Source organism: Corynebacterium sp. HMSC064E08, assembly GCF_001811805.1.
Classification (GTDB): domain Bacteria; phylum Actinomycetota; class Actinomycetes; order Mycobacteriales; family Mycobacteriaceae; genus Corynebacterium; species Corynebacterium jeikeium_D.
The window spans coordinates 251,127-264,041 of the sequence record NZ_KV806698.1; the positions used below are offsets into that span (position 1 = coordinate 251,127).

Below are 12,915 nucleotides of genomic sequence, written 5' to 3' on the forward strand. Positions count from 1 at the left end.
GCGGGAATCTAGAAGCCCATTGTGCTGCCGGAGCCGCCTGGTCGGCTCGAACCTCCGCCGAAACCGCCGAATCCGCCGATACTGCCACCAAAGCCGCTGTTGTTGCTGAGCATGCTGCCTAGCACCATGCCGGCGACCATCGAACCGTTGCTGCCGCCACCGCGGCGCTGATCCTGGTAGCGGCGGATGTCACGGCGGGCCAAGTCAGCGGCCTCAGCCGCGAGCTTGCGCGCACGACGTGCGTAGGCCAAAGCCTTTCGCGGATCGTCGTTGGCGAAGCCCTGAGCAGAGCCGTAAGCACGCTGCGCCTCTGCGAGGCGAGTGCGAGCCTCAGCGCCAACCACACGGCGGCGGGTAGCAATTAAGTCAGCCGCGGCGCGAATGTGATTGTCGGCATCCTGCATGCTGTGCTGCAAAGTAGCGGTAGCGCGGGCGAACGACGCGGCCTTATCTCGAGCGGAGTCGAGGGCTTCGTCGAGCAGCTCATCGGCATCGGTCAGTGCGGTCCAGGAACTCAGTGGATCCACTTCGGACTTATTGGCTGCCACACCGAGTGCTTCGCGGCCTGCTTCGATGGCTGCATTGAGACGCTCGCGGTTGATGTTGGCGCCTTGCGGTGCCGACATCAGGTGCGAGGCCTCATCGATTTCACCCCGGACCTCGGCGATAAGGGAAGCCAGCCCCGCGACTGCAGCGTGAATATCGCTATCGGCGTGTTCAATGGCCTCCAGAAGACTCTCTGCCTGTGTGAGCGCAAAGTCGGTGGCCGACAGTGCATCAATCAGACCACCTTGCTCACCGGCGGGTAGGTCCGCGATGCGGCGGGCCTCAGTCATTGACTGGTCAGCCTGATTCAGGTGCTCCGTGGCCATGTCGATATTGTCGGTCACAGAGCTGAGCATCTGCTCTTCGTAACGTGCGCGCAGACCGTCGAGAATTTCGCCGGCACGCGGCATACGTGAGCGCAGCTCGACGCTTCGCTGAGTGAGCTTTGAAATGGTCGCTTCAGCATTCATTAACTCCTGGCGGAGTTTCTGGAAGTTTGCGGCCTCGCCGTCGAGCTGGTCATCCGCAACACCACAGGTGGAGATAATCTCCAGTAGGACACTGCGGCGCTCGATTTCGTCGGTCACGGAGCCGTCGTCAAGCTGTTGGCGAAGTGCAAACGCGCGCTCGAGCGTGGACTGAGAGTGCTTCAGTGCGTTGTCGAAGCTGCGGATGCGTTCGGTGCCGAACTCAGCGCGAGCGAGGTCGAGCTCGGTGTTGGCCTTGCGAATGGACTCATCGGTACTGACAATCTCATCGTGCGCAAGAACATCGAGCGAGCTGGTGCTCAGCGAGTCCAGCGAAGAGACATCCCTGGGGTCGATGTTGCGGCCACGAGCGATCTCCTCCTCATCGCGCTTCTTCTTATTGCGACGGCCCACGGCCCAGGTGGCGCCACCGACAACGGCGGCACCACCGAGGCCGGCACCGAGCGCCCACCCACCGGCGGAGCCGCTGCCACCGCCTGCCTCGGCGATGGCAGCTTCACCCGCAGCTGCCCAGTTGTCATCCTCTAACAACTGCCCTTGAGCTGCCCTGTTGATGGCCTCCGCGTTGCGGGGGAAGGAGTCTCCGACGAAAGCGCCGAGGTTTCGGTCTTCCACAGCGACGACGATGACACCGCGGTTGTCGGCAGCTCCGAGGTGTTCCCAGGCCTGCTGTGCCCACTGCTGGCCCTGAATGCCGTCGAAGCTCTTGATATAAAACACCGAGAACAGGAGTCGCTTCTCTGTCTTGAGCTGCTGAATCTGCTCCTTTAAGCGAGCCTCTTCGCCGCTGCTCAGCACACCTGCGAGATCGTCCACGTCACCTGACACATCCGCCGGCGCCTCGGCGTGCGCCAGGGATGCTGACGGTGCGAGTGCCAGCAGCGAAGCAGGTGCGTGAACCGGTGGCTGTGCCGGTAGTGCGGCAGTAATTAGCGGCATGCTCAGGCCGAGGAAAGCACCCGATGCGGCAAGGTAAAGGGGGCGAAACACGCGATTCCTGTCAGACATATCTACAAGGATACGTAACAATAATTACGTGGCCGGTAAATTTTCGTATTCATCTTTTGAACTCGCTCGTATTGTCGAGGAGTCTCCGAAGCAGTCATTGCTGCCCGGGGTGCAGTCCTTGGAATCCCACCGGGCGGCGTTTGCGCGAGATCGCGCCCGCGTCCTGCACTCCGCAGCGCTGCGCAGGCTGGCTGACAAAACCCAGGTTGTGGGACCAGGAGAGGGTGATACTCCGCGCACGCGCCTGACTCACTCGCTGGAGGTCGCGCAGATTTCCCGTGGAATCGCCAGCGAGTTGGGTGCAGATGAGGATCTCGCAGAGCTGGCCGGCCTGACCCATGACATCGGGCATCCGCCGTATGGCCACAACGGCGAGCGTGCCCTCAACGAGATTGCCGCTGGTTGCGGCGGGTTCGAGGGCAACGCGCAGACGCTGCGTATTCTCACTCGCCTCGAGCCGAAGGTGCTCGATGGTACAGGTGAGCCCTGTGGACTCAATCTCACTCGGGCGGCGCTCGATGCGGCCTGTAAGTACCCGTGGACTCCAATCGGTCCCGATGGTCAGCTCCGCCACAAGTACGGCGCCTACCAGGAAGATGCCGCGATTCTGCAGTGGATTCGGCAGGGCGTTCCGCACGGCAAGCAGTGTCTTGAGGCGCAGATCATGGACTGGTCTGACGATGTCGCCTATTCCGTCCACGATGTCGAGGATGGCATCGTCTCTGGCCGCGTTGACCTGGGTGTTCTGTGGGACACGGTGGAACTGGCCGCGCTCGCTGACAAGGGCGCTGCCGCATTTGGTGGCGATCCAGCGGAGCTCGTCGAGGCTGCCGGGCGTCTTGCCAGCTTGCCGGTGGTATCAGCTGCGGCGTCCTATGATGGTTCGCTGCGCTCGCTGGTCGCGCTGAAACGGATGACCTCGGAGCTGGTCGGCCGTTTTGTCACTGCTTCCGTCGCGGGTACGCGTGCTGCCTCCGGGTCGACGCTTCCGCTCGGGCGTTACGACGCGGACCTCGCGGTGCCCAGCTCGATTCTGGCGGAGGTCACCATGCTGAAGACCATCGCCGTGCTGTATGTGATGGATCTTCCGCGTCATATTCGCCGTCAGGAGCGTGAGCGCGATCGTCTTTTCCGGGTGGCCGAGTATCTGCAGGAGGGTGCTCCGGGAACTCTTGATCCGATGTTCCAGTGGCTCTATTCCCGGGCGGAGAGTGACCAAGCGCGGCTGAGGGTTATCGTTGATCAGCTAGCGTCGATGACGGAGTCGCGTGTAGAGCGGCTTGATCGCCAGATTGCTGGTGTGGCTGCGGCGTGGGGATAGCGCTGTCGGCGATTACTATTTTTGCAGTATCCGCTGAAGGCTACTACTGAGGTCATCGGAAAGCGCCTTCGTAGTCTCTGCGTCGGGCTTTGCATGCATGTAATCGAGGGTTAGTCCATTTACGATAGCTGTGATGAGCCGGGCCGTCTGAGCTATATCTCCGGGGGCGTCGGCGGCGGACAGTGCTGAAATGAGACGGTCCTGGAATCTACTGAGTTCGGTCTGGTACTCCTGGGCCAGGACTTTGCGTGTTGATGCAGCGGCACCGAGGATAACCCACAGTGCTGCGTCTTCGCGCTGTATTGGGCCGATGGGGAGCAGTTCGAGCAGTGAGCGGTGGAGCTGTTCTAGTGGCGAGGTATTCGATTGAAAGCGTAGCGACGAGACTCTTTCATGCTGTCGTGCTGCCGAGCGCAGGAGTGCCCTGCTGAGTAGTTCGTCTTTCGTGCCCATAAAATACTGCACTGTTCCAGGGGCTACGCCCGCCTGTTGAGCCACTTTTCGAACGCTGACAACGTCGAATCCCTGGTTAACAATTACTTTGATTGCTGCATCGGAAATGGCTTTTTCTTGAGGTGACATCGTGCTCATGTCCTAAAACTCCTTTAGGGTTTCATTCACGCTACTTCCCGTACGACTGTATGATAGTTCACTATACGAATGTACGAGGGAGTGATGGAGATGGACTATCTTGTTCTTGTGGGGCTTGCGCTTCTTGACAGCCTCAGTGCTGGAACCCTGCTGATTCCAGTAGTGCTGCTAATCGTCTGGCGGCGGATGAGGGGCGCCGCATACGTTACTTATTTAGGGACAATTGTCTTGTCCTACTTTGCGGTTGGCATCGCGCTCTTTTTCGGCCTGCGTCAGGTTTTAGACGTAGTCTCAGGCATTGCATCCAACACCTGGTTCAGTTGGGTGATGATGGTTTTGGGTATTTTGTTAGCCGCTTACGGAATCCTGGCACCGAATCCCAAGAAACGGACCGTCGAAGAGGTAATTGAATCTCGGTCGGAGGACACGAAGAAAGGTTCTGCCGGTCTCCCTGCGATGGTGGGTTTAGCCTTAGCGGCAGCAGTTGTCGAGGTCGGTACGATGTTGCCGTACTTGGCGGCAATCGGAATCATTGAATCGATGGCAGTGCCTTTCGCAGTGCAATGGCTTATCCTCGCGCTCTACTGTGTAGTGATGATTTCGCCCGCAGTCATTGTTGGAGTGCTCTTCGCAGCCTTTGGGGATAAGGTCTACAACCGGGTAGTGAGCGTTATCCCCCGGTTGGAATATGAAACAAAGGTCACTGTTTTGTGGGTGGCAGCAATAATTGGCATCGTTCTTGTTGCCCGGAGCGCAAATCAACTCGGTTTTATCGGGTAGCACTGATTCCGCAGTAATACTTTGGCTCACTCCTCCGCGTCAGGAATTTCGCAGAAGCTCTCGTAGTGGTCGTCGGTGTAGTACCAGACATCCGGATCGTTTTCGGAACCGCCGCCGACAACGATGCGGCGTGCACCGCGGCTGGAATTACCCGGGGTGGTCACGGTGTATTCGCGGTAGTAGTCACCGCGCTCCTTCGGCAGGCGTCCCTCGTAGTTGCCGAAGTGCTTGCCGTCGTGCTGCGAATAGATGTGGTCCTGATCGGTCAGGATGCGGTCGATAACATCGTCGGCCTCCTGCGGCAGGGTATCTACTGCGCAGGTGGCACCCTTGGTGCCAGCCTTGTTGCTGCCCGAGTTGGGGCCAGGTTTAGGGCCTGGTTTCGCGCTGGAGGCAGTGGAATCCTGCGACCCCTGTGAGTTCTCGGATGCCGTAGAGTTCTGGTCTCCGCCATCGAGCCCGAAATAACTACCAGCCAGCACCAGGGCGGCAGCGCCTACGCCGCTCGCAATCTTCTTCCACTCAGCCATGGCTAGTATCTTTCCATATCTGTCGCCGCCGGCACGTTTTTGGGTTGAGCGCGGGCGGCTCGTCGGCAAGCGAAACCTCTACGGCGGAGTCGATTGGACGGGTTGGGTAAGGTTATTTTCATGGCTAGGGGAAGAATTCCGGACTCCGATATCGCGGCAATCCGCGAACGGACTCCGATTGAGGAGATCGTTGCAGAATACGTGAACCTCAAACCGGCTGGCGCGGATTCTCTGAAAGGGCTATCGCCTTTTAAAGACGAGCGCACGCCGTCGTTCCACGTACGCCCCAATCATGGCTACTACCACTGCTTTTCCACCGGCAAGGGCGGTGATGTATTCAGCTTCCTCATGGAGATGGAACACCTGTCTTTCCCGGAGGCTGTCGAAGCCTGTGCGGAGAAAATTGGCTTCCACATTAACTATGAGGGCGGCGGCACGGGCCGTCGCGAGGAACCGGGAACTCGCCAGCGTCTCATCGCCGCAAACCGCGAGGCACAGAAGTTCTACCGCGAACAGTTCTCCACTCCAGCGGCAGCGCCCGCGCGCGAGTTTCTGGAAAACCGCGGCTTCACCGCCGAGCACGCGGCCCAGTTCGGCTGTGGCTACTCGCCGGCCGGCTGGGACACTCTAACCAAGCACCTGCAGCGCCTGGGCTTTAGCTTCGAGGAGTTGGACAAGGCGGGTCTTTCCAAGATGGGGCGCATGGGGCCGATCGATCGTTTTCACCGTCGTCTCATGTGGCCGATCCGCAATATGTCCGGCGATGTCATCGGCTTTGGTGCCCGCAAGCTTTTCGACGATGACAATCTGGGCAAGTACATGAACACGCCCGAGACCATGCTGTACAAGAAGTCCAAGGTCCTCTTCGGCCTGGATCTGGCAAAGAAGGATATTGCCGCTGGTCATCAGGCTGTAATCGTGGAGGGCTACACTGACGTCATGGCCATGCACGCCTCAGGTGTGACCACGGCCGTCGCGTCCTGTGGTACCGCTTTCGGCGAGGAACACCTCCAGCTGCTGCGCCGTCTCATGCTCGACGACAACTTCTTCCGCGGCGAACTCATCTACACCTTCGACGGCGACGAGGCAGGGCAGAAGGCCGCCATGCGCGCCTTCGAGGGGGAGCAGAACTTCACCGGCCAGTCCTACGTCGCGGTCGCGCCGGACGGCATGGATCCGTGTGATCTGCGCCAGAAGAAGGGCGAGGCCGCAGTCCGCGATCTCGTTGCTTCACGACGGCCATTGATCGAATTTGTCCTCCGCACACTTCTGGCCGACTATGACCTGACCACCGCTAATGGCAGGGTCTCCGGGCTGCGCCGAGTGGTGCCTGTCCTGGCCCAGCTCAAGGACGCGGCGTTGCGCGATGAGTATGCCCGCGAAGTTGCCGGCTGGATTGGCTGGAATGATGAAGCCGAGCTGGTGCAGCGCGTCCGCGAGGAGGCCAGTCGGCCACAGAATGAAAAGCGCACTCCCTACCAGCGTCGCCAAGAAGAGGCCCGTGCCCGCGAAGAGGCAGAGGAAGCGCGGCGCCGGCGCAACCCGGCACTGCCGTATCCAAACCCGCGGGACCCTGTGCTCTATGCGCAGCGTGAGGCTCTCAAGTTGGCAATTCAAGAGCCCGCCACCACCGGCCCGGTATTCGATGCGCTCGCACCCGAGACCTTTGGGCATCCGACCTACCGGGCGGTATTCGATGCCATCATGGCTGCAGGTGGTGCCTGCGGGGAAGCGGCCACACAGCCACATAGCTGGGCGACCGCAATTATGGATCAGGCGTGGGAGGACGTCGTCAAGCATCTCGTGACTGAGCTGGGCGTGGAGCAAATCGCCGTCGACGCAGAGACGCTGCGCCCGTATGCGCAGGCGATTCTGGCGCGGTTGCAGGAGGTGTGGGTCGGTGACCAAATTGCACAGCTGAAGGCGATGCTCTCACGAATGCGCCCCTCAGACGACGAAACCGCCTACAACTCGCTGTTCGCGGACCTGCTCGCGATGGAGCAGTACCGCCGCGAACTGCAAGCAGAGGCGGTCAAGGTCGTGTTTGAGTAGCTAGTGGCTAGCGACTAGTAGCCGCGGCGAATCCACTCTTCCAAGTGCGGAGCCTCGCGGCCAATCGTCGTGTGGTCGCCATGACCCGTGCGGACAGTCGTTTCCGCAGGCAGAGTCAGCAGATTGTCGCGGATGGAGTTAATAATCGTGTCGAAATCCGAGTAGGACCGACCGGTCGCCCCCGGACCGCCGGAAAACAGCGTGTCACCAGAGAACAGCTCCGCGGCCTCCGGTACGTACAGACAGCACGAGCCAGGGGAGTGGCCCGGAGTGTTAATAATGACAACCTCCGTGCCCGCAATCTCCAGGCGCTGACCATGCGCGAGATCCTCGTGCGCCAGATCCGGCCAGGACTGCTCCCACAGCATCTGGTCGCCCGGGTGGACGAGCAGGGGAGCGTCGAGCTTCTCCTGCAGTTCAGGGGCCACAGTGATGTGGTCGTTGTGTGCGTGGGTGCACACGATGGCCTTTACCTTGCGACCATCCACCGCATCGATAATCGGCTGCGCCTCATGCGCCGCGTCGATGACAATGACCTCACGGTCATCGCCGAGCACCCATACGTTGTTGTCTACGTCCCACGTGCCACCATCGAGCGAGAACGTGCCCGACGTGAGAACGTGGTCAACCCTCAAATCCTTGTTCACAGCGTCACCACCGATCGCAGTACCTTACCGGCCTTCATAGTTTCGAAGGCCTCATCAACATCCTCAATGCCAATGCGCTCCGTCACGAAGCCCTCTAGTGGCAGGCGGTTCTGCAACGACAGATCCACCAGCATCGGGAAGTCGCGCTCTGGCAGGCAGTCGCCGTACCAGGACGACTTCAACGCACCACCGCGGCTAAACACATCCGCCAGCGGGATATCCAGCTCCATTGTCGGCGCCGGAACGCCGACCAGAACAACGCGTCCAGCCAGGTCACGGGCGTAGAACGCCTGCTTGTAGGTTTCCGGACGGCCGACCGCATCAATCACGACATCAGCACCGAAACCGTCGGTCAGCTCACGCACTCGCTTAACGACGGAATCCTCTTCCCCGGTGCCCTTATCGCTCTTAACCAGCTCCGCAGAGTTAATGGTCTCGGTCGCGCCGAATTCGCGGGCGGTATCCAGCTTCTCGTCCGAGATGTCGATGGCAATAATCTTGCTAGCGCCGGCCAGCTTGGCACCGGCGATAGCGGCCGTACCAACGCCACCGCAGCCGATGACGGCTACCGATTCACCGCGCTTGACCTCGCCGGTGTTAATAGCCGCACCGATGCCGGCCATGACGCCGCAGCCAAGCAGGCCGGCAACGGCCGGATCGGCTGCCGAATCGACCTTGGTGCACTGGCCCTCGTGGACGAGGGTGGCATCCGCAAAAGCGCCGATTCCAAGTGCTGGGGTGAGGACGGTGCCGTCGGCAAGCGTCATGGGCTTGGAGGCGTTGAAAGTGCTAAAGCAGTACTGTGGCTCACCGCGCTTGCAGGCGCGGCACTCGCCACAGACGGCGCGCCAATTGAGGACGACGAAATCGCCGACGGCAACATGCGTGACCTCTTCGCCAATCTCGGAGACCACGCCTGCGGCCTCGTGGCCGAGGAAGAACGGGTACTCGTCGGTGATATCGCCGTCGCGGTAAGCCAGGTCTGTATGGCAGACACCGCAGGCCTGGATGTCGACAATGACATCGTTCGGGCCCGGGAGCGGGATGTGGATATCAGTAAGTTCTACAGGTGCGCCTTTTTCGCGGGCGATAACGCCGCGCACAACGCGTGCGGTTTGCTCGGTGTTTTCGGTTCCGTTGGTTTGTTCAGACATAAGCCCTATCGTATGAACGCGGTATGAAAAGTGCATGATGGAAAGCATTTTCAGTACTGGTAGGAGCTTTGTGGGCGCTGTGTGAGGTTGCGTGGATTGTGTGGATTGCGTGGCTCTGAGAACTCACAACGGTGTCATGACGTGTGGGAAAAACGTCTAAATTGACCCTTGACCTGGCGATTTGTGAGTTTCAAGGGGGCTGGGTAAAGTATCTATCCGTCGCAAGGAACGGCATGGCCGAAGTTCGGTTTAGCGGGTTCTGTGCGATGGATATTCCTCCATAGCTCAATGGCAGAGCATTCGACTGTTAATCGAAGGGTTGCTGGTTCGAGTCCAGCTGGAGGAGCAATTAAGCCAGGTCAGAGAGTTTTTCTCTGGCCTGGTTTTCGTTTAAGAAGACGAAGAAGACAAAAACAGACAGAAAATAATCCAAGCCCTAGGAAAGTCGGAGAAGCGTGTCTGGGCGGTGCGTCGCCGGTGGGCACCTTTCGCTACTTACCCCAGTGCGAGTTACTGACTGCGTTTATGGCTGATGGCGTTGGGCCGATCGGAGTTACTGACTGCGTTTATGTCAAAAATGGCACGAAAAATGCCCTGAAAGTGTCATAAACTTACACAGTTTCACATTTGCAGCCCGTAAGTTTTCGGGTTGTCAGTTTCTCTCCTTACCCCACTTTATGCTCGGAGATCTTTGTTCTTGTGGGCGTGACTCGATTCTCCACCGGGGAGGGGAGATTCGGTCTTTCTGGAAGTTATCTCACGTAACCTGGGACGCATGAGGCTCGACAATATAACCCGCCCCTTGCTGGCGTCCTTTTTCGCCGCGGTCGCGTGGAGTGTTTTAGGTGGGCTAATCTTGCCGGAGCCCAATCTCGCCTACGACGAAGGAATTGCGTCGTGGATTGTGTCCATGTTGGTCTCAGTAATGCTGGTTGGAGCAATAGCCGTTTTCGCCGGTGATGGGTCGTTGGCTCGGGGGATGGCCAGCGCGCGGAGCATTGTCGCAGCAGCTACCGGTGCAGGAATTGCCGCGCTTGGCGATCTGGCATTCCTATTTCTCACCACGCCGCCCGATGGCCAGGACGGCCTAGCCGTCGCCTATGTCGTGTTCTTCTACATCCCGCTACTATTTCTTGGCGGATGGGCCGCCAGTGCCGCGATTAATCGGATGCGTAGGTGGTACCGGCAAGTGAAGAAAGAAAGAGAGACCTAGCTGGCGGCCGTGAGCTAGGCCTCTAACTTTGGAGTCGCCAGCGCCTGGTGCGTCAGGTTAAGGCCGACCATCGTAACCTGCCAGGCGCGGAGGGCGTTTTTTTGGGGGGGGCAGAGGCGATTGTCGACACCTTCATCGGACGTGAATCGGAATCGACAAATCGCCTAGCCCCAAGGGGTCGGATTCTTAGAACAGGCCAGTCGGGTTCTCGTCGTAAGAGACGAGCATGCACTTGGTCTCCTGGTAGTGCTCGAGCATCATCAAGTGATTCTCGCGGCCGATACCGGACTGCTTGTAACCGCCGAAGGCTGCGTGAGCAGGGTAGCTGTGGTAGTTATTCACCCATACGCGGCCAGCCTGGATACCGCGGGCAGCGCGGTAGGCGTTGTTCTGGTTGCGGCTCCACACGCCGGCGCCAAGACCGTAGATAGTGTCGTTGGCAATGTCGAGAGCCTCGTCTAGAGTCTTGAAGGTTGTCACGGCCAGGACCGGGCCGAAGATCTCCTCACGGAAGAAACGCATCGAGTTGTTGCCTTTAAAGATGGTCGGCTCGACGTAGTAGCCTCCCTCCAGCCCTTCGAGCTTGGCGACGTTGCCGCCGGTGAGAACCTCCGCGCCCTCCGTCGGCCCGGACTCCAAGTATCCGGAGATTTTGTCCAGCTGCTCCTGGGACGCCTGGGCACCCATCTGTACCGACGTATCCAGCGGGTTGCCGGTCTTAATCTGCTTGACGCGCTCGACCGCGAGCTTCAGGAACTCATCAGCGATGTCTTCGTGGACCAGGGCTCGCGACGGGCAGGTGCAGACCTCGCCCTGGTTCAGCGCGAACATGGCCAGGCCCTCGATGCACTTCTCACGGAACGCGTCGTCGGCATCCATGACGTCGGGGAAGAAGATGGATGGGGACTTGCCGCCGAGCTCCAGCGTGATTGGAATAATCTTGTCGGACACTGCCTTGTTGATTACCTGGCCAACGGCAGTCGATCCGGTGAACGCAATCTTGGAGATTCGGTCGCTTGCGGTCAGCGCAGCACCGGCTTCGGTGCCGAGGCCATTGACGATGTTGAGGACGCCGTCCGGAAGTAGATCGGCGATGATCTCGGTGAGCATGAGAATCGACGCGGGGGTCTGCTCTGCAGGCTTGAGCACGATGCAGTTGCCGGCGGCGAGGGCCGGGGCGATCTTCCATGCGGCCATCAGGAGGGGGAAGTTCCACGGGATGATCTGGCCGACGACGCCGAGTGGCTCGTGGAAGTGGTAGGCGACCGTGTTGTCGTCGATCTGCGAGATGCGCCCCTCCTGCGTGCGGGTGGCGCCGGCGAAGTAGCGGAAGTGGTCGATTGCGAGCGGGATGTCAGCGGCGAGGGTCTCGCGGATGGCCTTGCCGTTCTCCCAGGTCTCGGCGACGGCAATCTTCTCAAGGTTTTCCTCTATACGGTCCGCGATGCGGTGGAGGATCAGCGCCCGCTCGGCCGCAGGAACCGAGGCCCAGGAGTCCTTCGCTTTGTGTGCGGCGTCGAGGGCGAGCTCAATGTCTTTCTCGTTAGACCGCGGAACCCGGCAGAAAACCTCGCCCGTAACCGGGGTGGAGTTGTCCATGTATTGCCCGTCTACTGGAGGTGTCCACTTACCGCCGATGAAATTCTCGTACTGCTCCTTGTACGTGAAGATCGCATCGGGGGTGCCGGGGTTGGCGTAAACAGTCATGTAGACACGTCCTTTCGATAGGGAAACAACAAGCGTATGTGCCAACTTTAAATTGTGACTCGTGCCACAATCAACACTTATTTTTTCATCGACTTTGTGAGAGATGCGATTGCTGCCGACCCTAAATCTGCCCCGATGTCGCCGTGAGAAATTCCAAAATTGCCCGCACGCGGCGGTTTTCCTCACCGGGCTCCAGATGCAGCTTCATAAAAATGTTGGACACGTGTTTCGCCACTGCCGCCCCGGAAAGCACGAGGTCGTCGGCAATCTGCTTATTGGACTTGCCGCGTGCCATCAGCTCGAGCACTTCGCGCTCGCGCGCCGTTAAACTGGCTAGCCCCGATTTACCGGACTGCATCAATGCCGTCGCTACATCTGGGTCAATCACCACGCCACCACCGGCGACGACTTCGAGCGAACCCAAGAAGTCCAACACCTGGCCAACGCGGTCTTTGAGCAGATATCCAGTCCCGCCACTCGAGCTGCTGCCACTCGAGCCAACCCCAGTACCAACCCCAGTACCAACCCCAGCACTACCCCCAGCACCGCCCGGCGAGAACAACTCACGCGCATACGCCGGCGCCACATACTGCGACAGCACCATCACATTCAGCTGCGGATAGCGCTCGCGCAACTCGACCGCCGCCCGCAGGCCGTCATCGCTCATCTTTGGAGGCATGCGCACATCGGTTATCACCAGATCTGGCAGCTCGCCCGTGTCATCAAAACGGTCATCGATGTCCGCCACCAGGCCGTGGGCAGTGTCGACCATCGCAATCACTTCATGTCCACGCTTTTCGACGAGCCCCGCGACCCCCTCCCGCAGGAGTGCCGAGTCATCCGCAATGACAATTTTCATTTCTTCTCCGCACCTTTCA

At 59.7% G+C, this 12,915-nt stretch carries 11 protein-coding genes and 1 tRNA gene; 5 read left to right on the forward strand and 7 right to left on the reverse strand.

The window, feature by feature from the left end; genetic code table 11:
• Positions 1-8: 8 nt before the first annotated feature.
• Positions 9-2,042 (reverse strand): TPM domain-containing protein, encoded by a 2,034-nt coding sequence (locus tag HMPREF2820_RS04345; RefSeq protein WP_246822214.1) that lies wholly within the window; start codon positions 2,040-2,042, stop codon positions 9-11.
• A 28-nt stretch (positions 2,043-2,070) separates the two neighbouring features.
• On the opposite strand from HMPREF2820_RS04345, the gene HMPREF2820_RS04350 reads away from it, so the two are divergent.
• Entirely contained in the window at positions 2,071-3,363 is a 1,293-nt protein-coding gene (locus tag HMPREF2820_RS04350; RefSeq protein WP_016423106.1) for a deoxyguanosinetriphosphate triphosphohydrolase, read from the forward strand.
• Positions 3,364-3,378: 15 nt separating this feature from the next.
• Here HMPREF2820_RS04350 and HMPREF2820_RS04355 read toward each other — a convergent pair whose 3' ends face one another.
• On the reverse strand, positions 3,379-3,954 hold the full coding sequence (locus tag HMPREF2820_RS04355) for a TetR/AcrR family transcriptional regulator (protein ID WP_070602961.1): 576 nt from the start codon (positions 3,952-3,954) through the stop codon (positions 3,379-3,381).
• A gap of 69 nt (positions 3,955-4,023) precedes the next feature.
• Between HMPREF2820_RS04355 and HMPREF2820_RS04360 the strand changes: the two genes are divergently transcribed.
• On the forward strand, positions 4,024-4,734 hold the full coding sequence (locus tag HMPREF2820_RS04360) for a GAP family protein (RefSeq protein ID WP_246822215.1): 711 nt from the start codon (positions 4,024-4,026) through the stop codon (positions 4,732-4,734).
• A gap of 26 nt (positions 4,735-4,760) precedes the next feature.
• On the opposite strand, the gene HMPREF2820_RS04365 is transcribed toward HMPREF2820_RS04360, so the two are convergent.
• Entirely contained in the window at positions 4,761-5,264 is a 504-nt protein-coding gene (locus HMPREF2820_RS04365) for a guanyl-specific ribonuclease (RefSeq protein WP_049170742.1), read from the reverse strand.
• A gap of 120 nt (positions 5,265-5,384) precedes the next feature.
• Here HMPREF2820_RS04365 and dnaG point away from each other — a divergent pair, with 120 nt between their 5' ends.
• Positions 5,385-7,316, forward strand: a complete 1,932-nt coding sequence (gene dnaG, locus HMPREF2820_RS04370; RefSeq protein WP_083308437.1) for a DNA primase — start codon at positions 5,385-5,387, stop codon at positions 7,314-7,316.
• A 14-nt stretch (positions 7,317-7,330) separates the two neighbouring features.
• Here dnaG and HMPREF2820_RS04375 read toward each other — a convergent pair whose 3' ends face one another.
• Both HMPREF2820_RS04375 and HMPREF2820_RS04380 read right to left on the reverse strand, forming a co-directional pair.
• Positions 7,331-7,963, reverse strand: coding sequence for an MBL fold metallo-hydrolase (locus HMPREF2820_RS04375; RefSeq protein ID WP_048732678.1), 633 nt, complete (start codon positions 7,961-7,963; stop codon positions 7,331-7,333).
• On the reverse strand, positions 7,960-9,117 hold the full coding sequence (locus tag HMPREF2820_RS04380) for an S-(hydroxymethyl)mycothiol dehydrogenase (RefSeq protein WP_070602963.1): 1,158 nt from the start codon (positions 9,115-9,117) through the stop codon (positions 7,960-7,962). Before HMPREF2820_RS04380 ends, HMPREF2820_RS04375 begins: the two co-directional genes overlap by 4 nt.
• Positions 9,118-9,391: 274 nt before the next feature.
• On the opposite strand from HMPREF2820_RS04380, the gene HMPREF2820_RS04385 reads away from it, so the two are divergent.
• A tRNA-Asn gene (locus HMPREF2820_RS04385) sits at positions 9,392-9,463 on the forward strand.
• Positions 9,464-9,892: 429 nt separating this feature from the next.
• Positions 9,893-10,330: a hypothetical protein gene (locus tag HMPREF2820_RS04390; RefSeq protein WP_070602966.1), complete on the forward strand. Its 438-nt coding sequence runs from the start codon at positions 9,893-9,895 to the stop codon at positions 10,328-10,330.
• A gap of 186 nt (positions 10,331-10,516) precedes the next feature.
• Here HMPREF2820_RS04390 and HMPREF2820_RS04395 read toward each other — a convergent pair whose 3' ends face one another.
• Positions 10,517-12,037, reverse strand: coding sequence for an acetaldehyde dehydrogenase ExaC (locus HMPREF2820_RS04395; protein ID WP_070602968.1), 1,521 nt, complete (start codon positions 12,035-12,037; stop codon positions 10,517-10,519).
• A 121-nt stretch (positions 12,038-12,158) separates the two neighbouring features.
• Positions 12,159-12,896 carry a LuxR C-terminal-related transcriptional regulator gene (locus HMPREF2820_RS04400; protein ID WP_070602970.1) on the reverse strand — a complete coding sequence of 246 codons (738 nt, stop codon included), beginning with the start codon at positions 12,894-12,896 and terminating at the stop codon, positions 12,159-12,161.
• Positions 12,897-12,915 lie beyond the last annotated feature (19 nt).